The 20,959-nt window shown below is 64.8% G+C and carries 26 protein-coding genes and 1 pseudogene; 17 read left to right on the forward strand and 10 right to left on the reverse strand.

The features are described 5' to 3' along the window. The first annotated feature begins 16 nt into the window (after positions 1–16). The 7 genes from H3H45_RS03785 (at position 17) to H3H45_RS03815 (ending at position 6,586) form a co-directional block, all read left to right on the forward strand. Positions 17–496, forward strand: a complete 480-nt coding sequence (locus H3H45_RS03785; RefSeq protein WP_182832400.1) for a GNAT family N-acetyltransferase — start codon at positions 17–19, stop codon at positions 494–496. A gap of 14 nt (positions 497–510) precedes the next feature. Beyond that, positions 511–1,263 carry an endo alpha-1,4 polygalactosaminidase gene (locus H3H45_RS03790; protein ID WP_182832401.1) on the forward strand — a complete coding sequence of 251 codons (753 nt, stop codon included), beginning with the start codon at positions 511–513 and terminating at the stop codon, positions 1,261–1,263. A 109-nt stretch (positions 1,264–1,372) separates the two neighbouring features. Next, a complete protein-coding gene (locus H3H45_RS03795; RefSeq protein ID WP_182832402.1) occupies positions 1,373–1,648 on the forward strand; it encodes a hypothetical protein in 276 nt (91 codons plus the stop codon). Between the two features lie 178 nt (positions 1,649–1,826). After that, entirely contained in the window at positions 1,827–2,525 is a 699-nt protein-coding gene (locus tag H3H45_RS03800) for a substrate-binding periplasmic protein (RefSeq protein WP_328822248.1), read from the forward strand. A gap of 85 nt (positions 2,526–2,610) precedes the next feature. Continuing rightward, positions 2,611–2,853 carry a TIGR02647 family protein gene (locus H3H45_RS03805; RefSeq protein WP_182832404.1) on the forward strand — a complete coding sequence of 81 codons (243 nt, stop codon included), beginning with the start codon at positions 2,611–2,613 and terminating at the stop codon, positions 2,851–2,853. Between the two features lie 152 nt (positions 2,854–3,005). Further along, entirely contained in the window at positions 3,006–5,858 is a 2,853-nt protein-coding gene (locus H3H45_RS03810; RefSeq protein ID WP_182832405.1) for a class I adenylate cyclase, read from the forward strand. 32 nt (positions 5,859–5,890) lie between these two features. After that, entirely contained in the window at positions 5,891–6,586 is a 696-nt protein-coding gene (locus H3H45_RS03815) for a glycine-rich domain-containing protein (protein ID WP_182832406.1), read from the forward strand. A 204-nt stretch (positions 6,587–6,790) separates the two neighbouring features. On the opposite strand, the gene H3H45_RS03820 is transcribed toward H3H45_RS03815, so the two are convergent. Continuing rightward, positions 6,791–7,591: a lipase family protein gene (locus tag H3H45_RS03820; RefSeq protein ID WP_182832407.1), complete on the reverse strand. Its 801-nt coding sequence runs from the start codon at positions 7,589–7,591 to the stop codon at positions 6,791–6,793. A gap of 188 nt (positions 7,592–7,779) precedes the next feature. Here H3H45_RS03820 and H3H45_RS03825 point away from each other — a divergent pair, with 188 nt between their 5' ends. Beyond that, positions 7,780–7,974, forward strand: a complete 195-nt coding sequence (locus tag H3H45_RS03825; RefSeq protein ID WP_182832408.1) for a hypothetical protein — start codon at positions 7,780–7,782, stop codon at positions 7,972–7,974. A 4-nt stretch (positions 7,975–7,978) separates the two neighbouring features. Then, positions 7,979–8,230 carry a hypothetical protein gene (locus tag H3H45_RS03830; protein WP_182832409.1) on the forward strand — a complete coding sequence of 84 codons (252 nt, stop codon included), beginning with the start codon at positions 7,979–7,981 and terminating at the stop codon, positions 8,228–8,230. A 1-nt stretch (position 8,231) separates the two neighbouring features. On the opposite strand, the gene rnk is transcribed toward H3H45_RS03830, so the two are convergent. From rnk to H3H45_RS03850, 4 genes are all read right to left on the reverse strand, one after another. Further along, the gene (rnk, locus tag H3H45_RS03835; protein WP_182832410.1) at positions 8,232–8,639 is read right to left on the reverse strand and encodes a nucleoside diphosphate kinase regulator; all 408 of its coding nucleotides are present in this window, start codon (positions 8,637–8,639) and stop codon (positions 8,232–8,234) included. Positions 8,640–8,756: 117 nt separating this feature from the next. After that, the gene (locus H3H45_RS20000; RefSeq protein WP_182832411.1) at positions 8,757–8,987 is read right to left on the reverse strand and encodes a DUF1289 domain-containing protein; all 231 of its coding nucleotides are present in this window, start codon (positions 8,985–8,987) and stop codon (positions 8,757–8,759) included. Continuing rightward, the gene (cyaY, locus tag H3H45_RS03845; RefSeq protein WP_173211179.1) at positions 8,959–9,291 is read right to left on the reverse strand and encodes an iron donor protein CyaY; all 333 of its coding nucleotides are present in this window, start codon (positions 9,289–9,291) and stop codon (positions 8,959–8,961) included. Before cyaY ends, H3H45_RS20000 begins: the two co-directional genes overlap by 29 nt. Before the next feature lie 10 nt (positions 9,292–9,301). Continuing rightward, complete coding sequence (locus H3H45_RS03850; protein ID WP_182832412.1) at positions 9,302–10,354, reverse strand: AraC family transcriptional regulator; 1,053 nt, start codon at positions 10,352–10,354, stop codon at positions 9,302–9,304. A 174-nt stretch (positions 10,355–10,528) separates the two neighbouring features. Here H3H45_RS03850 and lptM point away from each other — a divergent pair, with 174 nt between their 5' ends. From lptM to H3H45_RS03880, 6 genes are all read left to right on the forward strand, one after another. Beyond that, positions 10,529–10,666: an LPS translocon maturation chaperone LptM gene (lptM, locus tag H3H45_RS03855; RefSeq protein ID WP_068825142.1), complete on the forward strand. Its 138-nt coding sequence runs from the start codon at positions 10,529–10,531 to the stop codon at positions 10,664–10,666. Between the two features lie 9 nt (positions 10,667–10,675). Then, entirely contained in the window at positions 10,676–11,923 is a 1,248-nt protein-coding gene (gene lysA / locus H3H45_RS03860; protein ID WP_182832413.1) for a diaminopimelate decarboxylase, read from the forward strand. Between the two features lie 6 nt (positions 11,924–11,929). Further along, positions 11,930–12,760: a diaminopimelate epimerase gene (dapF, locus tag H3H45_RS03865; protein WP_182832414.1), complete on the forward strand. Its 831-nt coding sequence runs from the start codon at positions 11,930–11,932 to the stop codon at positions 12,758–12,760. Continuing rightward, positions 12,757–13,455 (forward strand): DUF484 family protein, encoded by a 699-nt coding sequence (locus H3H45_RS03870; protein ID WP_182832415.1) that lies wholly within the window; start codon positions 12,757–12,759, stop codon positions 13,453–13,455. The genes dapF and H3H45_RS03870 overlap by 4 nt, the downstream gene beginning before the upstream one ends. A 94-nt stretch (positions 13,456–13,549) precedes the next feature. Continuing rightward, positions 13,550–14,503 carry a tyrosine recombinase XerC gene (gene xerC / locus H3H45_RS03875; protein WP_182832416.1) on the forward strand — a complete coding sequence of 318 codons (954 nt, stop codon included), beginning with the start codon at positions 13,550–13,552 and terminating at the stop codon, positions 14,501–14,503. Next, complete coding sequence (locus H3H45_RS03880; RefSeq protein ID WP_182832417.1) at positions 14,500–15,192, forward strand: HAD family hydrolase; 693 nt, start codon at positions 14,500–14,502, stop codon at positions 15,190–15,192. The genes xerC and H3H45_RS03880 overlap by 4 nt, the downstream gene beginning before the upstream one ends. 99 nt (positions 15,193–15,291) lie before the next feature. Here the strand turns inward: H3H45_RS03880 and sutA are convergent, their stop codons facing one another. The 5 genes from sutA to glnK form a co-directional block, all read right to left on the reverse strand. Next, positions 15,292–15,621 (reverse strand): transcriptional regulator SutA, encoded by a 330-nt coding sequence (gene sutA / locus H3H45_RS03885; protein ID WP_182832418.1) that lies wholly within the window; start codon positions 15,619–15,621, stop codon positions 15,292–15,294. A gap of 97 nt (positions 15,622–15,718) precedes the next feature. Then, the gene (locus tag H3H45_RS03890) at positions 15,719–16,144 is read right to left on the reverse strand and encodes a secondary thiamine-phosphate synthase enzyme YjbQ (protein WP_182832419.1); all 426 of its coding nucleotides are present in this window, start codon (positions 16,142–16,144) and stop codon (positions 15,719–15,721) included. 181 nt (positions 16,145–16,325) lie between these two features. After that, a complete protein-coding gene (locus H3H45_RS03895; RefSeq protein ID WP_182832420.1) occupies positions 16,326–17,576 on the reverse strand; it encodes an ammonium transporter in 1,251 nt (416 codons plus the stop codon). Positions 17,577–17,668: 92 nt separating this feature from the next. Continuing rightward, on the reverse strand, positions 17,669–18,985 hold the full coding sequence (locus H3H45_RS03900; protein ID WP_182832421.1) for an ammonium transporter: 1,317 nt from the start codon (positions 18,983–18,985) through the stop codon (positions 17,669–17,671). Positions 18,986–19,020: 35 nt separating this feature from the next. Beyond that, complete coding sequence (glnK, locus tag H3H45_RS03905; RefSeq protein WP_021700071.1) at positions 19,021–19,359, reverse strand: P-II family nitrogen regulator; 339 nt, start codon at positions 19,357–19,359, stop codon at positions 19,021–19,023. Between the two features lie 412 nt (positions 19,360–19,771). Here glnK and H3H45_RS03910 point away from each other — a divergent pair, with 412 nt between their 5' ends. After that, positions 19,772–20,032 (forward strand): accessory factor UbiK family protein, encoded by a 261-nt coding sequence (locus H3H45_RS03910; RefSeq protein WP_173211153.1) that lies wholly within the window; start codon positions 19,772–19,774, stop codon positions 20,030–20,032. 39 nt (positions 20,033–20,071) lie between these two features. Continuing rightward, positions 20,072–20,917, forward strand: a pseudogene (locus tag H3H45_RS03915) (YifB family Mg chelatase-like AAA ATPase); the annotation flags it as partial. Positions 20,918–20,959: the final 42 nt, after the last annotated feature.

Consider the following 20,959-nt stretch of genomic DNA (forward strand, 5'->3'; position numbering starts at 1 on the left):
CTTCGAGAGCATTCGCATGAGCCTGCATATTCGCCCCGCCACCATTGACGACGCCGCGCTGATCCTGCGGTTCATCACCGACCTGGCCATCTACGAGAAGGCCGAGCACGAGGTGAAGACCGATGTGGCCGGTATCCGCGATAGCCTGTTTGGCGCCGACAGCACCACCCACGGCCTGATCTGCGAGCTGGATGGTGTGCCCGTCGGCTTCGCCGTGTACTTCTTCAGCTACTCGACCTGGCTGGGCAAGCACGGCATTTACTTGGAAGACCTCTACGTCGCCCCCGAGTACCGCAAGCACGGTGCTGGCAAGGCCCTGCTGCGGCATCTGGCCCAGCTGGCCGTGGCCAAGGGCTGCGGGCGCATGGAGTGGGCGGTGCTGGACTGGAACACCCCGGCCATGGAGTTCTACGAAGCCTTCGGCGCCCGACCCAAGATTGACTGGATCAGCTACCGTCTGACTGGCCAGGCGCTGCTGGACTTCGCCGCCGGCTAACTTGGAGACTCAACATGCGCCTGCTCGCCACGCTCGCCTTGCTGCTGCTCGGCAACCCAACCTGGGCCACGCCGCTGCCCATCCCCGCCAGCAGCAGCTGGCACCTGCAGCTCAATGGCGCGCTGCAAACACCCAACCGGCACGTCTACGATATCGACCTGTACGACACGCCCAAGCAGACCATTGGCAATCTCAAGGCCCAGGGGCGCATCGTCATCTGCTATTTCAGCGCCGGCACCTGGGAGGACTGGCGCAGCGACGCCAAGCTCTACCCCAAGGCCGCCCTGGGCAAGCCGCTGCCTGACTGGCCCGGCGAGCGCTGGCTGGACTTTCGTCGCAGCGACGTGCGTGCGCTGCTGGCCAAGCGCCTGGACCTGGCACGCAACAAGGGCTGCCATGGCGTCGACCCGGATAACGTGGACGGCTACAGCAACACCAATGGCCTCAAGTTGACCAAGGCCCAGCAGATCGACTTCAACCGCTGGCTGGCCAAGGAAGCGCACAAGCGCAACCTCAGCGTCGGCCTGAAGAATGCCGTCGACCTACTGCCGCAACTAGCCAGCCACTTCGACTTCGCCGTCAACGAGAGCTGCTACCAGTACAACGAATGTGCTGGCTACAGCTTGCTACGCAGCCAGGGCAAGCCGGTGTTCATTGCCGACTACCGACCCTACAACAGCAAGCTGTGCAGCCAGGCCAAGGCTGCCGGCTATCGCCTGCAGTTCTTCAAGCTCGACTTGAAGGGTGTCGGCAAACCCTGCCCCTGATCGACGCAAGCAAACCAGCCTTAGTCCGGCAGGCTGGCGCAGCAGCCGTAACGGAGCGTTGAATACCCCAGACATGGCACACTGCGCGCCTGATACCGAGGAGCCGCCCATGAGCGAGCATGACGACAGCGAAGAAGAAGCCTTCGCCGAAGAAACCCTGATCCAGGCCATCGAGAACCAGCTCGAAGCGGACAGCCCACCCGCCGCCAAGGCCACCCTGAACAAGCTGACCTTGGTCGGCTACGAGCGCGAGGAAATCCTCCAGCTCATGGCCCTGGTGCTGGCCCACGAGATCGGCGCAATGTTGCGTGACGACCGCGCCTTCGACATGGCCTGGTACGAACAGGCCCTGCGCGCCCTGCCCGAATTGCCAAACGAGGACTGAACACGAGCATAAAAGCTCAGGGACTGTGTTGAGCTCCGTCTGTTTCACCCCGCCCCCAGACTGCTAAGGTGAAGTCATACTCTGGCCGGGATGCATACCTGTGTTGGATTGCTCCACTTATCGCCTTCGCCAGTGCCTGCTAATGGCCCTGTGCTGCTTATGCATGCAGGGCTTGGGCGTGGCAGACGAGATAATGCGCATTGGTGCCGAAGACGACTGGTATCCCTACACCGCCCTGCGCGACGGCCAGGTGCAGGGCATGTCGGTCGACATCGTGCGTGCCGCCTTCGCCGCCAGCAACACCCGCATCGAATTGCAGCCCTATCCTTATTCGCGCTGCATGGAGCTGACCCGTATCGGGCAGCTCGCCGCCTGCTTCAATACCGCGCCGGATGCCCGCATCGCCTCCGAGTTCCGCCTGCCCGAAGAAGCGCTGTTCAGCGATGACATCCTGCTCTGGGCCAATAGCAGCCAGGCGGCACCCATCACCGACCTCAAGCAGCTGGCCGGACGCAAGGTCGCGGTGACCATCGGTTACGAGTACGGCAGCGCCTTCGACAATAACCACGAACTGCTGCGAGTGCCGGTGCGCCGTGATCGCAATGGTTTTCGCATGCTGCAGCACGGCCGGGTCGAGTTCACCGCCGCCTACCGTGGCACCGCACAGGCACTGTTTCGCGAGGAGCCGGAGCTGCGCGACGCGTTCAGACCGGTAGCTACTCTGCAGCAGGCCAAGCTCTACCTGAGTTTTTCCCGCTACCACCCGCAGGCCGAAGCCCTGCAGCAGCGCTTTGACCAGGGCATGCGCACCATCAGAAGCAACGGCCGCTACCAGCAGATACTTGCCCAATGGCAGCATCAACAGGCGGCAGACTGAGCCGCGCCCGCTACACTGAAAACTGGTCGCGGGCGCGCCGAAACGTCAACAGACCCTAGCCCCATAACAAGAACCCGGAGTCCTTATGGCCTACACCCCCGAACTGATCGCCGAGATGGAAATCCTCGCCCTGTACAACCTGGACAACGTGCAGGAAGGCATCAAGGTGCATAACAACGCCGCCAACAAAGCCCAGGCAGCCATCACCCGCCTGCACGAGAAAGGCCTGGTCACCCAGGCAGACGGTGGCTACCTGACCAGCCTCGGCCTGGATGCCGCCGAACACGCCCAGGCCCTGCTGACCATCCTCACCCCGCAACACGCCTGATCCGGCTCACGCTGCGGGTCAGCCAAGCCCGCAGCGCCAGGGTTCTGCTTGCCCTACAGCGCAGCCAAGGGCCTGCCGATACAACGACAAGGACCCTGCCACGTCGTCGCGACGACTGGTAGGCTTGCCGTAATCCCCGGCTCGAGCAGTACATGACGCGCACCCAGGAAATCCGCCCGGACATCAACGACGGCATCGACCGCAAGGTGCTGGCGCAACTGCGCGCGCGCTTTCTCAAGGTCAACAGCGGACGCCTGGCGCGGGCCATGCAAGCGCTGTCGACACGCCAGCAACTGGTGCTCAAGCTGTTGCCGCTGCTGCTGCATGTGAATCACCCACTGCTCCCCGGCTATGTTTCCGGCACCGCCCCGGCCGGGTTGTGCGGCTTCGAGCCGAGTGACGAGCTGCTTGCCGAAGCCACCCGCCTGACCCGCTCCTTCACCTACAAGCCACGCCGCGGTAATCCGCCGCTGCCGATCCATGGCCTGTTCCTGATGGGCAGCCTGGGCACCGTGGCCCAGGCCGAACAGAGCGACATGGACCTGTGGGTCTGCCACGCACCGAGTCTGGACGGCAAAGCCCTGCACGAGCTGCGCAAAAAGTGCGACCTGCTCGAAGCCTGGGCCGCTACCCAGGGTGCCGAGGCGCATTTCTTCCTGGTCGACCCGGCGCGCTTCACCGCCGGCGACCGCGAGGACGCCCAGTTGACCTCCGACGACTGCGGCACCACCCAGCACTATCTGCTGCTCGACGAGTTCTACCGCACGGCGATCTGGCTCGGCGGGCGCACGCCACTGTGGTGGCTGGTGCCGGTCTACGAAGAGGCCAACTACGCCGCCTACACCCACGCCCTGCTGAGCAAGCGCTTCATCCGCGCCGAAGAGGTGCTCGACCTCGGCCACCTGGCGCGCATTCCGCCGGGCGAGTTCATCGGCGCTGGCATGTGGCAGCTGTTCAAGGGCATCGAGTCACCCTACAAGTCGGTGCTCAAGCTGTTGCTCACCGAGGTCTACGCCAGCGAACACCCGCGGGTGGAGTGCCTGAGCCTGCGCTACAAGCAGGCGGTGTTCGCCAACCGCCTCGATCTCGACGAGCTGGACCCCTACATCGTGGTCTACCGCCGCCTGGAGGAATACCTCACCGGGCGCGGTGAGCTGGAGCGCCTGGAGCTGATCCGTCGCTGCCTGTACCTCAAGGTCAACAAGAAGCTCAGCAGCCCGCCGCGAAACCGTGCCAAGAGCTGGCAGCGCCTGCTGTTCGAGCGCCTGACCAGCGAGTGGCACTGGAGCCAGCGCGAGCTGGCAATGCTCGACAGCCGCAGCCAGTGGAAGGTGCGCCAGGTCAGCGCCGAGCGCCGCGCGCTGGTCAACGAGCTGACCTACAGCTATCGCTTTCTCTCCCAGTTCGCCCGCAGCGAGCAGACCGGCAGCCAGCTCAACAGCCGGGATCTCGGCGTGCTCGGCCGGCGTCTGTATGCGGCGTTCGAGCGCAAGGCCGGGAAGATCGAATTCATCAACCCGGGGATCGCCCCGGATCTGGCCGAAGACACCCTGACCCTGGTCCACAGCACCAACGCCGAGGCCGGTGGAGAAACCCAGTGGGCGCTGTACAACGGCAGCCTGAACGGCCAGGAATGGCCGGACTTCGCCCCGCTGAAGCGAGCCCGCGAGCTGATCGAACTGCTCGCTTGGTGTCACCGCAACGGCGTGATCGACAGCAGCACGCGCCTGTCGCTGCACCCCGGCAGCAGCGACCTGAGCGAATTCGAGTTGTCCAACCTGCTCAGCAGCCTGCAACAGACCCTGCCGCTGCCCATGCCGCCGGTGGCGGAAGAAGCCCTGCTGCACGGCGCCGAACCGGCCGAGGTGCTGCTGCTGGTGAATGTTGGCCTCGACCCGCTGAAGGCACACAGCCAGCTCAACGTGCACATGACCACCGGCCGCACCGACTCGCTGGGCTATTCGGGGGTACGCGAAAACCTGGTGGTGACCCTCGACCAGGTCAGCCTGAACAGCTGGAACGAACTGCTGGTCAGTCGCTACGACGGCCCGAATGCCCTGCTCGACTGCCTGCGCGACTACAGCAACAGTCTGCCGGCCGACGGCCGCCGCCCGCGCCTGCAGGTCCGCTGCTTCTGTCGCAACCGCGCCGCCGCCATCGCCCAACGCGTCGAGGAACTGTTCCGCGATGTTCTGGCCAGCCTCGGCAGCCATCGCCATAGCCGTTACCTGCTGCAAGTGCAGCAGCACTATCACGTCCTCGAGCTGCATCCGGGCCAGGTCAGCCACAGTACCCTGGCCGATCTACCGGCGCTGATCGAGCACCTCGGCGAGGAACATGCGGAGTACAGCCCGCTGCAGGTCGATCGTTTCGCCCTGGAAGGCGAAGACCTGGCGTTGATCCTGCCGCTTGGCCGACCCGAATGCATCCAGGTGTTCTATCGCCTGGACGGTGCGCAGGCCGAACTCAGCGTGCTCGACGAGCACAACGCGCTGTGGCGCCAGCGCCTGCCGTATCGCGATGAGCAAAGCCTGCTCACCCCGCTGCAGCGCTTCCTGCAGTCGGTACTGTATAGGCGCAACGCCCTGCTGCCACTGGACAATCCACTGCCCGCGGCAGCGCTGGAAGTGCTGTATTACGAAGTGCTACCCGCGCCGCCACAACGCGCCCGCCATCTTGAACGGCGCACGCCGCCAGAGGCGCCGGTGAGCCACCCGTTCTATGACGTGCAGGCGATCGTCGAGCCAGCCGACCAGGCCCACGTGCACGTCACCCTGTACTGCAACCATCGCGAGTTTTCCGAGCTGGAATATGGCGCCGACCTGTTCGCCGCGGTGGCCCGGCACATCCTCGCCCAGCGCCGCACCAGCGAGCGCTACCCCTGCTACATCACCGACCTGGATCTGTCGCGCATTCTCGGTGACGGCCAGGCGCAGACCATTCACTACCTGCGCTACAAGAGCGAACTGGAAACGGCGCTGAACAACGCCCTGCAAAACGCCTGATAATCCGCTCAAAACCGGACAAGGATGCCGCGATGACCCTTACCACCACACTGTTCGGCGCCGCCGCCCTCGGCAGCGGCTACTGGTTCTGGCGCAAACTGCGCCGCCAGCGACGTGATGCGTTCATCGCCGGTTTCGCCTTTCCCGAGCGCCTGCGTAGCAAGCTGCAGGAGCGTTACCCGCACCTCACGCCGACCCAGACCGGCGAGGTGCTGCGCGGCCTGCGCGAATACTTCCAACTGTGTCGCCTGGCCAACCGGCAGATGGTCGCCATGCCCTCGCAGGCGGTGGATCTGGCCTGGCACGAATTCATCCTCTACACCCGCCAGTACCGGGCCTTCTGCCGCAAGGGCCTGGGCCGTTTCCTGCACCATGTACCGAACGATGCGATGCCCAGTCAGCGCAGCGCCAGCGAAGGTATCCGCCGTGCCTGGCGCCTGGCCTGCCTGCGCGAGAACCTCGACCCACGGGCACCCGCGCGCCTGCCGCTGCTGTTCGCCCTGGACGCCCAGCTGGGGATCGCCGATGGCTTCCACTATCGCCTGGACTGCGGCGCCAATCCCGGCAGTTATCGCTGCGGCGATGCCTACTGTGCCAGCCATATCGGCTGCGGCTCGGGTTGTGCCAGCGGTTGCGGCGGCGACAGCGGCTCATCCGCAAGCGGCAGCGACGGAGGCGGCGATGGCGGTGGTTGCGGGGGTGGCTGCGGAGGCGGGGGCGGCGACTGAAACTCGCAGAACCTGTTTAGGATCTTTTGAGCTAGAGCCAGGCAAGGCGCAATTGGGCGAGGACGCGGAGTTTACGAGGTGTAAATGAGCAGTACTCGCTTCGCTCGCCCTTCGGGCCGCGCTCAAGCGCGTTAGCCGCAAGCGGCTTGCCGAGCCCAATTGCAACGCAGCATGGCCGACGATCAAGAGATCCTAAACAGGTTCTCAGCTGCTCATCGGCGCCTGCGGGTGCTGCAGGGCATACAGATAGCTGCCTTCCAGGCTGTGATTGGCTGCCACGCTGGCATAGCTGGCGGTAAAGCTCACCGCCAGGCCCAGGTGCTGGTAGAAGAAGTCGCCGGTTACCGCCGGCGGTATCTCCGGCACCAGGTCGCTGTCATTGACCATCCGGTAGGTCGGGATGCCCAGGCCGTTGTAGCATGCAGCGAACTGCGGCGAGGCCAGACGCGGACTGGCGAAGTTGTAATGCTGCAAGGGCTGATCAGGCCAGCGCTCGTGCAGGTCGAGCACTGCCATGCTGCTCAGCGCACAGCCCAGGCTGTGCCCGCAGACCCAGATCGGCCCGCGCGGCTGCAAGCTGTCGAGGGCCGCCAGGGCCAGGTCGCGCAGCGAGGCATAGAGTTTGAGGAAGCCATGGTGTACCGGACCGGCGCCATCGCTCCAGGGCCAGGCACGCTGGTCGGCATCCAGGTCATCCAGCCAGTCGTTTACGGACTCGGTGCCACGCAGCACCAGATAGGTTTCACCCTGGTCATTGGCGGCGGCGAAGCCGAACGGCTCGGACTCGTTGAGAAAATGCAGCTCGCTGAGAATGCTCCACACCGGCGCGGAAAAGCGCCAGCCCGGCATGTCCGGCGGGGTCCAGTGGAAATCCTCGGGGCGATGCGGCTGACGCTGAGCCAGCCACTGACGATATTGCCCGTAGGCCTGATCGACCAGGCGCGCGCACAGCAGGGCACGGTCGAGGGAAAACTCACGGGGGAAATACAGGGGCAGGCTGGACATACGGGGCCTCCTTGCCGGCGTGTGGCTTTGTCACTCTAGTCCACTGACTGACAAATGCCGGGATCGTTCCACGCCGGACAGCTAACGATCAATTCAACTGATAGTTACTACGCCAAACCTGCATTATTCAATCGAACAACCTTGAGCGACTCTAGCGCCACCCACCCATACGGCGCAGGAGACTCGACATGGCCAGACCAACCCCGCAACACCACGACAGCGGCAACCTGGCCGGCCTGGGGCTGTTCGGCATCGTCTTCTGCGTGCTGCTGAGCCTGGGCGCCGGCCTGTTGCGTGAGCTGCCCGGCAGCCACGGTAATGACCAGGCGGCACTGCCGGAGATAGCCCACAGCTTGCTGTCCAGCCTGCGCAGCGGTCACTGAGATCATGCAGATTTCCGCCCAACAGGCGCTGCTGCTGGCAGTCTTCCTCACCCTCAGCAACGCCCCGGCCCTGGCGGGCAATGGCAAGGTGGTGGGGGGCGGCATCGCCCGCACCATCGAATGCAACCAGACCCTGGCGCGCAACCTGGAACTCGACGAGCAGCTCAAGCGCCTGCCCGGAAACCCGCCGGACAAGCGGCGCGAGGCGCTTGCCAGCACCTTCGACCTGAGTGGCCTGGATTGCCAGGCCGCCTGACTCAGCGGCTGTATTCGCCCGCCGCTTCCGGCTGATATTCCACCGCCAGCAGGGTCAGCTTGAGCAGCTTGCCGCCAGGTGCCGGCCAGTCGATGTGCTGGCCGACCGACAGGCCGAGCAGTGCACAGCCCACCGGCGCGAGGATCGATACCGTGCCTTCGGCTCCGGCATCCTGCGGATAGACCAGAGTCAGGTGGTAATCCTTGCCGCTGCTCTCCTCGCGGCAATGCACCCGCGAGTTCATCGTCACCACCCCCGCCGGCACTTCCGCATGGCCCACCACCTGGGCCCGCGCCAGCTCTGTTTCCAGGGCAGCCGCGGCCGGGCCGAAGTCCTCCAGCGTGTCGAGCAGGCGCTCCAGACGTTGCAGATCGAGACGGGTGATGGTGATGGCTGGGGTGCTGCTCATGGCTGCGTTGAATCTCCTTGATGCTAGAAATGACAAAACCCCGCCCGAAGGCGGGGTTTTGATCGACAAGTCAGAATTCAACCTAGCACAAGCCTACCGACAAAAGCGACTGCATGGTCATCCACGCAGTGGCGGGCGCAGTCTTTGTTGTGCGGCCTGGCAGATTTGCCGGCGCCGCGCGCCATCTGCCTTGCCCCATTCGAGGATCTCGGCCAGGGTGCGACCACAGCCCAGGCACTCATCGTGATCATCCAGGCAGCACTGGCGACGGCAGGGCGACTCGACCGCTTCTACGCGGGCCGGATCGGCGCTCTGTAAATCAGAGCTCTTCGAATTCGAGCTGCTCACCGGACTGCTCCAGGGTCACCCGCGCCAGTAACTCGCCCAGCGGCTCTTCGCTGGTATCGCAGATCCACAGGCTCTGCTCTTCGTCGTAGTCGAAGTGGAAACCACCGGAACGCGCCGCCACCCACAGCTGGCGGATCGGTTCCTGGCGGCTGAGGATCAGCTGAGTACCGTTCTCGAAACGCACGGTCAGCACGCCGGCGGAGTTTTCCAGATCGATGTCCATGTCGCTGTCGTCGAAAATATCTTCCACGGCCTCTTGCACGGCATCGACCAGATCATGGAAACGGGCTTCGCTCAAACTCATTACAACTACCTCAGGGAAGGGATGCGGGGTCGGCCAGGTTCTGCCGGTAGGCGCCGGGGCTCTGCCCGGTCCAGCGGCGGAAGGCACGGGCCAGGGAACCGGCCTCGCTGAAACCGACGAGGAAGGCGATTTCCGCCAGTTCCAACGCCGGGTCGCGCAGATAATGCAGTACCAGTTGCTCGCGCGTCTCGTCGAGCAACTGGCTAAAGGATAACCCGGCCTCGCGCAAACGCCGCTGCAAAGTACGCGGACTGAGCTGCAGGGTCTGCGCCAGCAACTCCAGATCGGCGCCCTGCTCCGGCAATTGCAGGGCCAGCTCGTGGCGCGCCCGGTCGAGCACGCTATGGCCTTGCTTGAGCTGGCCGAGCAGGCGATCGGCATGCGCGTCGAGTAGCTGACGTAATTGTGCATCGGCCTGGCCCAGTGGCGTGGCTAGCAGGCGCTTGGGGAACACCAGGGCATTGTCGGCCTGCTCGAACAGCACCGGGCAGCGGAAGATGCGCTGGTACTCGGAGGTATCGGCCGGCGCCGGGTACTGGAAGCGCACTTCGGTGGGTGGCACCGTCAGACCGCTGATCCAGTGGCCGAAGGTCACCCAGCCGGCCAGCGTCTCCTCGGCGTGCAGCCTCTGATGCTGCGGCAGTGACGGGTGCCAGCTGTGCACCACCTGCGGCTCCAGGCCCGGGCGCGGCGGCTCCTCGTCCAGCTCGACGCGGCCGAGGTTGCCGACCAGGCTGGCATAGCGCGCCTGCCGGTGCAGGGCATCGGAGAGGGTCGCGCAACTCATGATCAGGTAGCCAAGCACGCCGTAGTAGCCGGGGCGGATCGCTTCGCCGAGGTGCAGGCCAAGCTGCTGGTCGCCGGTCAGGCGCACGCCTTCGGCGAGCAGCTCCAGGTAGGCGCTGGCTGCCACGCGTTGATCACGCTGGCCGAGCAGGCTCGGGCTCAGCTGCACCTTGGCCAGCAGATCGGCACTGGCGAAGCCCTGGCGTTCCAGGTAATCGAGCAGGCCTTGCAGGTAGGCGACCGAGACCGAGCTGGCGAGAGAGGCTGGGCTTTCCATCGGGACTCCGTTTTTTATTCGCCATGCTAGCCGCAAACCTGCCCAGGCAGGCAAGCCAAACGCGCCATTGACTGGGGTTTACAGAGCCCGCCGGGCGGGAATTCCAGCGCATAGGCAAGCTGTCGGGGGGCCGGTATACTCCCGAGCAATCTCGATTTCGCAAAGGAATTCACCATGAAGCGCCTGCTGCTGCCCTTCATCGCGCTCGTCGTCGTTACTGCTGCCCTCGCCGGCTGCGGCCAGAAAGGCCCGCTTTACCACCCGGATGATGAGAAAACCACGCAAGATCGCGACAAAGACGTTTTCCTCTAAGGGGGTTCCATGCAAGCCTTTACCAACCGCGACGGGCAACTGTTCGCGGAGGGCGTGGCCCTGTCCGCCATCGCCGAGCGCTTCGGCACGCCGACCTACGTCTACTCGCGCGCCCACATCGAGGCGCAATACCGTGCCTATGCCGATGCCCTGGCGGGTATGCCGCATCTGGTCTGTTTCGCCGTCAAGGCCAACTCCAACCTCGGCGTGCTGAACGTGCTGGCGCGCCTCGGCGCCGGCTTCGACATCGTCTCCCGCGGTGAGCTGGAGCGCGTGCTGGCCGCCGGTGGCGAACCGGCCAAGATCGTCTTCTCCGGCGTCGGCAAGAGCCGCGACGACATGCGCCGCGCCCTCGAAGTCGGCGTGCACTGCTTCAACGTCGAATCGGTGGACGAGCTTGAGCGCCTGCAATTGGTTGCCGCCGAGCTGGGCAAGACCGCGGCCATCTCGCTGCGAGTCAACCCGGACGTGGATGCCGGCACCCACCCGTACATCTCCACCGGCCTCAAGGAAAACAAGTTCGGCATCGACATCGAGCAGGCGCCGGCTGTCTACGCTCGCGCCGCCGCGCTGCCGAACCTGGAAGTAGTTGGGGTCGACTGCCACATCGGTTCGCAGCTGACCAGCCTGCCGCCCTTCCTCGATGCCCTGGAGCGCCTGCTGGCGCTGATCGACCTGCTCGCCGCGCAAGGCATCCGGATCAAGCATCTGGACCTCGGCGGCGGTCTCGGTGTGCAGTACCGCGACGAGCAACCACCGTTGGCCGGTGACTACATCGCCGCCGTGCGCGAGCGCATCAAGGGCCGCGACCTGGCCTTGGTATTCGAGCCGGGCCGCTCAATCGTCGCCAACGCCGGCGTGCTGCTGACCCGCGTGGAATACCTCAAGCACACCGAGCACAAGGATTTCGCCATCGTCGATGCGGCGATGAACGACCTGATCCGCCCGGCGCTGTACCAGGCCTGGATGGACGTTACCCCGGTGCAGCCGCGTGAAGGCGCGACGCGCAACTACGACCTGGTCGGACCGATCTGCGAGACCGGCGACTTCCTGGCCAAGAACCGCGAATTGGCCCTGGCCGAAGGCGACCTGCTGGCCGTGCGCTCGGCCGGTGCCTATGGCTTCGTCATGAGCTCCAACTACAACACCCGCGGCCGCGCCGCCGAGGTGCTGGTGGATGGTGCGCAGGCCTTCGAAGTGCGCCGCCGCGAACCCCTGGCCGAACTCTACGCCGGCGAAAGCCTGCTGCCGGAGTAAGCGACCATGCTGCTGCGCTTTACCAAGATGCACGGCCTCGGCAACGACTTCATGGTCCTCGACCTGATCAGCCAGCACGCGCATATCCAGCCCAAGCATGCCAAGGCCTGGGGTGATCGCCACACCGGCGTCGGCTTCGACCAGCTGCTGCTGGTTGAGGCGCCGAGCAACCCGGATGTCGACTTCCGCTACCGCATCTTCAACGCCGATGGCTCGGAAGTGGAGCAGTGCGGCAACGGTGCACGCTGCTTCGCCCGCTTCGTCATCGACAAGCGCCTGACCGTGAAGAAGCAGATCCGCGTCGAGACCAAGGGCGGCGTCATCGAGCTGAACCTGCGCCCCGATGGCCAGATCACCGTCGACATGGGCCCGCCGCGCCTCGACCCCAAGGTCATCCCGTTCCAGGCCGAGGCCGAGGCGCTGAGCTATGCGGTCGAGGTCGACGGGCAGAGCGTCGAGCTGGCCGCCGTGTCCATGGGCAACCCGCATGCGGTGCTGCGCGTCGCTGACCTAGACAACGCCCCGGTGCACAGCCTCGGGCCGAAGCTGGAACATCACCCGCGCTTCCCGCAGCGGGTCAATGTCGGTTTCCTCCAGGTGCTCGATCGCCAGCATGCGCGCCTGCGTGTGTGGGAGCGCGGCGCCGGCGAGACCCAGGCCTGTGGCACCGGTGCCTGCGCCGCAGCCGTGGCGGCGATTCGCCAGGGATGGATGGATTCACCGCTGCAGCTGGATTTGCCCGGCGGCAAGCTGTGCATCGAGTGGGCAGGCCCGGGCCAGCCGGTTATGATGACCGGACCCGCCGTTCGCGTGTACGAAGGACAAGTCCGTCTATGAGTGACAGCCAGGATCAGCCCGTTCAGCTCGACGCGGAGGCAGTCGCCGCCTACCTGCGGCAGCATCCAGAGTTCTTTATCGACCACGACGAGCTGATTCCCGAGCTGCGCATTCCGCACCAGCGCGGCGACACCGTGTCGTTGGTCGAGCGTCAGGTGAAACTGCTGCGCGAGCGCAATATCGAGATGCGTCACCGCCTGTCGCAACTGATGGACGTGGCCCGCGACAATGACCGCCTGTTCGACAAGACCCGTCGCCTGATCCTCGCCCTGCTCGATGCCAGCAGCCTGGAAGAAGTCATCAGCGCCAGCGAAGACAGCCTGCGCCACGAGTTCCAGGTGCCCTTCGTCAGCCTCATCCTGTTCAGCGAAACGCCACTGGGCGTCGGCCGCGCGGTGACCAGCGCCGAGGCGCACCAGGCCATCGGTAGCCTGCTGGCCGGCGGCAAGACCACCTGCGGCGTACTGCGCCCCAACGAACTGGAATTTCTCTTCGGTGCCGATGAGTTCGCCCAGGTCGGCTCGGCCGCCGTGGTCAGCCTCAGCCACCAGGGCCTGCATGGCGTGCTGGCCATCGGCAGCCCGGACCCGCAGCACTACAAGAGCAGCCTCGGCACCCTGTTCCTCGGCTACGTCGCCGAAGTCCTAGCCCGCGTGCTACCGCGCTTCGCCGCGCCGCTGCGTTCGGTACGCTGACTCCCGTAGGAGCGAGCTCTGCTCGCGAAGCTTTTGCGGATCGTTTCGCGAGCAGAGCTCGCTCCTACCCGCATCCCCGCGCCTGGAGCCATCCATGCAGGATCACCTCGACGCCTATCTCGAACACCTGCGCCGCGAGCGCCAGGTGTCGCCGCACACCCTCGACGGCTATCGGCGTGACCTGCTGAAAGTCCTCGCCCTCTGCGAGAAAAACACCATCGCCCACTGGAACGACCTCGACGGCCGCAGCCTGCGCAGTTTCATTGCCCGTCTGCACGCCCAGGGCCAGTCCAGTCGCTCGCTGGCCCGCCTGCTCTCGGCGGTGCGCGGCCTCTATCAGTACCTCAACCGCGAAGGCCTGTGCCGGCATGATCCGGCTACCGGCCTCAGCCCGCCCAAGGGCGAACGACGCCTACCGCGCACCCTCGACGCCGACCGCACCGTGCAGCTGCTGGACGGCGCAGTGGAGGACGATTTCATCGCCCGCCGCGACCAGGCCATGCTCGAGCTCTTCTATTCATCCGGCCTGCGCCTGTCCGAGCTGGTCGGCCTCGACCTGAGCGGCCTCGACCTGCCAGGCGGGCTGGTGCGGGTAGTCGGCAAGGGCAACAAGACACGCGAGCTGCCGGTTGGCAGCAAGGCCCGCGAAGCGCTGCAGGCCTGGCTGGAGTTGCGCCTGCTGAGCAACCCGGCCGACGGTGCCGTGTTCGTCAGCCAGCAGGGCCGTCGCCTCGGCGCCCGCGCCGTGCAGCTGCGCGTGCGCCAGGCCGGGGTGCGGGAGCTGGGGCAGAACCTGCACCCGCACATGCTGCGCCACAGCTTCGCCAGCCATATGCTGGAGTCATCCCAGGATCTGCGTGCGGTGCAGGAACTGCTCGGGCATGCCGATATCAGCACCACGCAGATCTACACCCACCTGGATTTCCAGCACCTGGCGGCGGTCTATGACCAGGCCCATCCGCGGGCCAAACGCAGTAGCGCCAGCACCGAACATGACGCGGCCCGCGCGTCTGCAAACGCCAACAGCAGTACGGGAAACGATGAATGAGCCTGCGCCTGATCACCTTCGACCTCGATGACACCCTGTGGGATGTGGCGCCGGTGATGCACGGTGCCGAGGCCAGCCTGCGTGACTGGCTGGCCGTGCAGGCGCCACGCCTGGGGCCGGTGCCGATCGAGCACCTGTGGGCAATCCGCAGCCGCCTGCTGGGCGCCGAGCCGATGCTCAAGCACCGCCTCAGCGAGCTGCGCCGACGCATCCTGTTCCACGCCCTGGAGGACGCCGGTTACGCCGAGGCCGAATCACGCGAACTGGCCGAACAGGGCTTCCAGGTGTTTCTCGCCGCCCGCCACCGGGTCGAATTGTTCCCCGAAGTGCACCCGACCCTGGAGCGCCTGGCCCTGCGCTTCAGCCTGGGAGTGATCACCAATGGCAATGCCGACGTGCGCCGCCTGGGCCTGGCCGACTACTTCCAGTTCGCCCTGTGCGCCGAGGAACTGGGTATCGGCAAACCCGACCCGCACCCGTTCCAGACCGCCCTGCAGCGCGCCGGGGTGGCGGCTGCGCAGGCCGTGCATATCGGCGACCATCCCAGCGACGACATTGCCGGGGCACGCGCCGCCGGCATGCGTGCGATCTGGTTCAACCCGCAGGGCAAGGCCTGGCAAGGCGATGAGCTGCCGGATGCACAAATCACCAGCCTGGCCGAGTTGCCGGCGCTGCTGGAACGCTGGTAGTGGCGCGAATGTGCCGAGCAGCACTGGTGACCGAACCCGCCGCCAGGCAGACATGAAAAAGCCCGCCGATTGGCGGGCTTTTTCATCACGACAGCAGCCTCAGATGGGGCGGCTGCCGTATTTGCTGTCCGGCTTCTTGGGCGGATCGGCCACGACGTTGGCCTCGACTTCCTGCACCTTGCCACCACGCGAGAGGAACTCTTCCATGGCCTTGGCCAGGGCGTCGCGTTCCTTCTGCTTGGCTTCGATGCTCGGCAGTTCTTCGACATCCACCGCCGCCTTGGCTTTCTTGCCAGGTTTGGCGCTGGGGACGTCGGAGCCGCTGTCTTCGCTATCGTCCGCGACATCGTCGTCGGCCGCTTCCAGCTCCTCGCCTTCGTCCTCGTCGCCAGCTTCGAGTTCGTCTTGTTCCAGTTCTTCGTCGCTCATGTTCTACCTCATGACTTACGCAAAGCAGGTTAGTTATAGCCCAGCCGCGTGCATTGCAAACGCCGCCAGAAAAAATTCATGGGCCATTGCCCGTGACTCATGCGAGCTCACCCTGGAGCGTCGCAAGCACACGGCGGGCGCCACCCCGATCCCGGTGTTCACCGAGGTAAATCCCTTGCCAGGTACCCAGCGCCAGCTCCCCCGAGGTTATCGGCAGGCTTAGCTGACAGCCCAGCAGACTGGACTTGAAATGTGCCGGCAGATCGTCCGGCCCTTCGTAGTCGTGTTCATAGCCGTCTGCGCCCTGGGGCACAAGACGATTGAAGAAGCGCTCGAAGTCACGTCGCACCGCACCATCGGCATTCTCGTTGACGGTCAGCGAGGCCGAGGTGTGCTGCAGCCACAGGTGCAGCAGGCCAACTCGACAAGTGCGCAGCTCAGGCAATCCGGCAAGAAGCTCATCCGTCACCAGGTGGAAACCGCGTGCCCTGGCACCCAGGGTGATCACTCGTTGCAGCCACATCGTCGGCGTACCTGCAGATCCCGTTGCGGGCGCATTTTAGGGCCTGTCCGCGCGTATTTCACCTAGGCGCAGCAGAACAAATACAGTTAATTGCAACTTTAGTGACGCCGCGCCCCGCCCTGCGCAGAAGCCAGAAAAGACAAAGGGCGCCGTAGCGCCCCTTGCAATGCAACGCTTGCGCTTACTTGCGGGTGAACTCCGGGTAGGACTCCATGCCGCACTCGACGATGTCGACGCCTTCATACTCGTCTTCCTCGCTAACGCGCAGGCCCATGACCAGCTTGATCAGGCCCCAGGCCAGCAGGCTGGCAACGAACACCCAGGCGAAGATGCAGGCCACGCCCAGCAGCTGGGCGGCGAAACTGGCGCCGCTGTTGGTCAGCGGTACGGCAAGCACACCCCAGATGCCACTGACACCGTGCACCGAGATGGCGCCGACCGGGTCATCGATACGCAGCTTATCCAGCAGCAGGATGCTGAACACCACCAGCACACCGCCGACTGCACCGATCAGCGCCGCCTGCACACCGGTCGGCGTGGACGGCTCGGCAGTGATCGCCACCAGACCAGCAAGAGCACCGTTGAGGATCATGGTCAGGTCGGCCTTGCCGAACAGGATGCGCGCCACCACCAGTGCCGCCAGCAGGCCACCGGCCGCGGCCAGGTTGGTGTTGACGAATACCGAAGCCACCGCGTTGGCATCGCTGATGGTACTCATCTTCAGCTGCGAACCGCCGTTGAAGCCGAACCAGCCGAACCACAGGATGAAAGTGCCCAGGGTCGCCAGCGGCAGGTTGGCGCCGGGGATCGCGTTGATCTGGCCATTGCTGCCGTACTTGCCCTTGCGCGCGCCGAGCAGAATCACCCCGGCCAGGGCCGCGGTGGCGCCCGCCAGGTGAACGATGCCGGAACCGGCGAAGTCCTTGAAGCCGGCTTCCTTGAGGAAACCACCGCCCCAAGTCCAGTAGCCTTCCACCGGATAGATCACGCCGCACATGACCACGGCAAAAGCCAGGAAGGCCCACAGCTTCATGCGCTCGGCCACCGCACCGGAGACGATCGACATGGCCGTGGCGACGAACACCACCTGGAAGAAGAAGTCGGCACGCTTGGCGTAGTAGGGCGCGCCCTCGCCACCGGCGGCGACGGTTTCAACCGCATGCTCATCGCCGATCAGGAAACCGAAATTGGGCAGCACACCACCGGCGTCGCCGCTGTACATCAGGTAGTAGCCGAACAGCAGGTACATCACGCACGCCAGGGCGTAGAGCACGATGTTCTTGGTGAGGATTTCCGTGGTGTTCTTCGCCCGCACCAGGCCGGATTCGAGCATGGCGAAGCCTGCCGCCATCCACATCACCAGCGCACCACAGATCAGGAAATAGAAGGTATCCAGCGCATACTGCAGGGGAATCAGGGCTGTGCTTTCCATCGAGTACTCCGTTGTACCGTGAGCCATCGCGCCGCCGTTGGCGCGGACAAAAAAACGCCCGGCGAACCGGGCGTTTTGCACATCAGCAGGGCTTACAGGTTGTAGCCGCGCTCGTTGTGCTCGGAGAGGTCGAGACCGACGGTCTCGGCTTCTTCGCTGACACGCAGGCCCATGACCATATCCAGCACTTTCAGGATCACGAAGGTGACCACGGCGGTGTAGATCACAGTGACCAGTACACCTTCGATCTGAATCCAGACCTGAGCGCCGATGTCTTCGACGGTGCCGAAGCCACCCAGAGCCGGTGCAGCAAACACACCAGTGAGGATCGCACCGACGATACCGCCGATACCGTGTACGCCGAACGCGTCCAGGGAGTCGTCGTAGCCCAGCTTGCGCTTGAGGCTGGTGGCGCAGAAGAAGCAGATCACGCCAGCGGACAGACCGATTACCAGCGCGCCCATCGGGCCAGCGGTACCGGCAGCCGGGGTGATGGCAACCAGACCGGCAACCACACCGGACGCGATGCCCAGGGCGCTCGGCTTACCGTGGGTGATCCACTCGGCGAACATCCAGCCCAGAGCAGCAGCGGCGGTGGCGATCTGGGTGACCAGCATGGCCATACCGGCAGTGCCGTTGGCGGCGATGGCGGAACCGGCGTTGAAGCCGAACCAGCCGATCCACAGCATGGCGGCACCCATCAGGGTGTAGCCCAGGTTGTGCGGGGCCATGGCGGTGGTCGGGAAGCCTTTGCGCTTGCCGAGCACCAGGCAGGCCACCAGGCCAGCGATACCGGCGTTGATGTGCACCACGGTGCCACCGGCGAAGTCCAGCACGCCAGCGTCCCACAGGAAGGCGCCGTCACCGGACCAGACCATGTGGCACATCGGGGCGTAGACCAGGGTGAACCACACGGCCATGAAGATCAGCATCGCGGAGAACTTCATGCGCTCGGCGAAAGCACCGACGATCAGAGCCGGGGTGATGATGGCGAAGGTCATCTGGAAGACGATGAACACGCTCTCCGGGAAGGCACCGATCAGGCTGTCCGGGGTCAAGCCGCTGAGGAAGGCTTTGTTCAGACCGCCAACGAAGGAGTTGAAGTTAAGAACACCCTTCTCCATGCCGGTGGTATCGAACGCCATGCTGTAGCCGTAAGCAACCCAGAGGATGCTGATCAGACCGGTGATGGCAAAGCACTGCATCATTATCGAGAGGATGTTCTTCGAGCGAACCATGCCGCCGTAGAACAGCGCCAGGCCGGGGATGGTCATGAACAGCACCAGTACGGTGGCGGTCAGCATCCAGGCGGTGTCGCCGGAGTTGAGGACAACCTCTTCAGCCATGGCCAGGCCAGGGGTAAAGAGGGACACGAGGGCTCCTAGCCCTGCGATTTTACGCAGAGTCATATTGTTTTCTCCTGGGGCGTGTGAGGTTCTGAGGCTTAAACTGCGTCGGTGCCGGTTTCGCCGGTACGGATGCGGATGGCCTGTTCCAGATTGACGACGAAAATCTTGCCGTCACCGATCTTGCCGGTGTTGGCCGCCTTGGTGATCGCCTCGATAACCCGATCCAGCTGGTCGTCGGCGATGGCTACGTCGATCTTCACCTTGGGCAGGAAATCCACCACGTATTCAGCGCCACGGTACAACTCGGTGTGGCCCTTCTGCCGACCGAAGCCTTTGACTTCGGTGACGGTGATGCCCTGCACGCCGATCTCCGACAGCGACTCGCGCACGTCGTCCAGCTTGAATGGCTTGATGATGGCAGTGACTAGCTTCATTAACTCTCTCCCGTATTTGGTGGACTTGCCCCAGGAAGAACAAACCCGGCTCAAGTCTAAGCGCAGTGTCTGGCTTTTGAAACGCACCGTAGGCCATGACTGCAACCTTTCCAGTGCCAACCAACCGCATGCAGTGAAGCATTCCCCCCGCCTCACTCCGTGCACCGGTACTGCATCGGTGCACACGTCACAGGTCACTTAGCAGAAAGCTTGCCAGCTATGACAAATGCCTTGTTTTCATGGAGTTAGCCCAACAAAACGGATTTACCAAGTTTTCGACCGGCGAGTCATTGCACGCAAACGGTGCACAGCAAACGCCAGCAGTGGTCAAAAACCGTGCAGTCATGCCCTGCACCGTGGCGCCAGGGGCTGCGTGCTACACTGCCGCCCGTCTGACTTCGGAACCCCCATCATGCTGCCGCCCAAAGCTCTGCTCGACGCCCTGACCAGCCACGCCTCGCGCCTGTTCAACGGCGATACGCCGCTGCCACGCAGCGAATTCGAGGCGCAATTCAAGGTGCTGCTGCAGAGTGCGTTCAGCAAACTGGACTTGGTCAGCCGTGACGAATTCGACAGCCAGATGGTTGTTCTGGCGCGCACCCGCGCCCGTCTGGAAGCACTGGAGGCCAAGGTGGCCGCCATGGAAGCGCAGCCAAACCCGCCCGCCGACTGATCGACGATCAGCGGCCGGCGACCTGATCAAGGAGTGATCATGTCCCAGGCCATAGTCCACAGCCGTGCCCAGGTCGGCGTCGAAGCGCCGGCCGTTACCGTCGAGGCCCATCTGGCCAACGGCCTGCCGAGCATGGCGCTGGTTGGCCTGCCGGAAACGGCGGTGAAGGAAAGCAAGGACCGCGTGCGCAGCGCCATCCTCAACTCCGGCTTCGAATTCCCGCCTCGGCGTATCACCCTGAACCTGGCACCGGCCGATCTACCCAAGGATGGCGGACGTTTCGACCTGGCCATCGCCCTCGGCGTGCTGGCTGCCAGCGGCCAGGTGCCTGCCGCCAGCCTGGCCAGCCTGGAATGCCTCGGCGAACTGGCGCTGTCCGGTGCCGTGCGCCCGGTTCAGGGCGTATTGCCCGCCGCCCTGGCTGCGCGCGCGGCCGGGCGCACCTTAGTGGTGCCAAGTGCCAATGCCGAGGAAGCCTGCCTGGCCTCCGGCCTGAGCGTGCTAGCCGTCGAGCACCTGTTGCAGCTCGCCGCCCACCTCAATGGCCATACCCCGCTGGCGCCTTACCAGGCTGGTGGCCTGCTGCGCACCTGCACGCCCTACCCGGACCTGGCCGAAGTGCAAGGCCAGCTGGCCGCCAAACGCGCCCTGCTGATCGCCGCCAGTGGCGGCCATAATCTGCTGTTTACCGGGCCACCTGGCACCGGCAAGACCCTGCTGGCCAGCCGCCTGCCCGGCCTGTTGCCACCACTCGACGAAGAAGAAGCGCTGCAGGTGGCCGCCATCCACTCGGTGGCCAGCCAGGCGCCGCTGACCAGCTGGCCGCAACGGCCGTTTCGCCAGCCGCACCACAGCGCCTCCGGCCCGGCCCTGGTCGGGGGTGGTGTAAAACTTCTCGCTATTTGCGGCCGTTCACAATTCCGCGCG

It is taken from the genome of Aquipseudomonas guryensis (genome assembly GCF_014164785.1).
Lineage (GTDB): Bacteria > Pseudomonadota > Gammaproteobacteria > Pseudomonadales > Pseudomonadaceae > Aquipseudomonas > Aquipseudomonas guryensis.

Coding starts and splice junctions, on each gene's coding strand:
- H3H45_RS03820 (WP_182832407.1), bottom strand. CDS start 7,591: ATGTCCAGCCTGCCCCTGTATTTCCCCCGTGAGTTTTCCCTCGACCGT.
- H3H45_RS03900 (WP_182832421.1), bottom strand. CDS start 18,985: ATGACTCTGCGTAAAATCGCAGGGCTAGGAGCCCTCGTGTCCCTCTTT.
- H3H45_RS03910 (WP_173211153.1), top strand. CDS start 19,772: ATGCTGCCGCCCAAAGCTCTGCTCGACGCCCTGACCAGCCACGCCTCG.
- H3H45_RS03790 (WP_182832401.1), top strand. CDS start 511: ATGCGCCTGCTCGCCACGCTCGCCTTGCTGCTGCTCGGCAACCCAACC.
- xerC (WP_182832416.1), top strand. CDS start 13,550: ATGCAGGATCACCTCGACGCCTATCTCGAACACCTGCGCCGCGAGCGC.
- rnk (WP_182832410.1), bottom strand. CDS start 8,639: ATGAGCAGCACCCCAGCCATCACCATCACCCGTCTCGATCTGCAACGT.
- H3H45_RS03830 (WP_182832409.1), top strand. CDS start 7,979: ATGCAGATTTCCGCCCAACAGGCGCTGCTGCTGGCAGTCTTCCTCACC.
- dapF (WP_182832414.1), top strand. CDS start 11,930: ATGCTGCTGCGCTTTACCAAGATGCACGGCCTCGGCAACGACTTCATG.
- H3H45_RS03850 (WP_182832412.1), bottom strand. CDS start 10,354: ATGGAAAGCCCAGCCTCTCTCGCCAGCTCGGTCTCGGTCGCCTACCTG.
- H3H45_RS03870 (WP_182832415.1), top strand. CDS start 12,757: ATGAGTGACAGCCAGGATCAGCCCGTTCAGCTCGACGCGGAGGCAGTC.
- sutA (WP_182832418.1), bottom strand. CDS start 15,621: ATGAGCGACGAAGAACTGGAACAAGACGAACTCGAAGCTGGCGACGAG.
- cyaY (WP_173211179.1), bottom strand. CDS start 9,291: ATGAGTTTGAGCGAAGCCCGTTTCCATGATCTGGTCGATGCCGTGCAA.
- H3H45_RS03895 (WP_182832420.1), bottom strand. CDS start 17,576: ATGGAAAGCACAGCCCTGATTCCCCTGCAGTATGCGCTGGATACCTTC.
- H3H45_RS03815 (WP_182832406.1), top strand. CDS start 5,891: ATGACCCTTACCACCACACTGTTCGGCGCCGCCGCCCTCGGCAGCGGC.
- H3H45_RS03810 (WP_182832405.1), top strand. CDS start 3,006: ATGACGCGCACCCAGGAAATCCGCCCGGACATCAACGACGGCATCGAC.
- H3H45_RS03785 (WP_182832400.1), top strand. CDS start 17: ATGAGCCTGCATATTCGCCCCGCCACCATTGACGACGCCGCGCTGATC.
- H3H45_RS03825 (WP_182832408.1), top strand. CDS start 7,780: ATGGCCAGACCAACCCCGCAACACCACGACAGCGGCAACCTGGCCGGC.
- H3H45_RS03805 (WP_182832404.1), top strand. CDS start 2,611: ATGGCCTACACCCCCGAACTGATCGCCGAGATGGAAATCCTCGCCCTG.
- glnK (WP_021700071.1), bottom strand. CDS start 19,359: ATGAAGCTAGTCACTGCCATCATCAAGCCATTCAAGCTGGACGACGTG.
- lysA (WP_182832413.1), top strand. CDS start 10,676: ATGCAAGCCTTTACCAACCGCGACGGGCAACTGTTCGCGGAGGGCGTG.
- H3H45_RS03890 (WP_182832419.1), bottom strand. CDS start 16,144: ATGTGGCTGCAACGAGTGATCACCCTGGGTGCCAGGGCACGCGGTTTC.
- H3H45_RS03795 (WP_182832402.1), top strand. CDS start 1,373: ATGAGCGAGCATGACGACAGCGAAGAAGAAGCCTTCGCCGAAGAAACC.
- H3H45_RS03880 (WP_182832417.1), top strand. CDS start 14,500: ATGAGCCTGCGCCTGATCACCTTCGACCTCGATGACACCCTGTGGGAT.
- lptM (WP_068825142.1), top strand. CDS start 10,529: ATGAAGCGCCTGCTGCTGCCCTTCATCGCGCTCGTCGTCGTTACTGCT.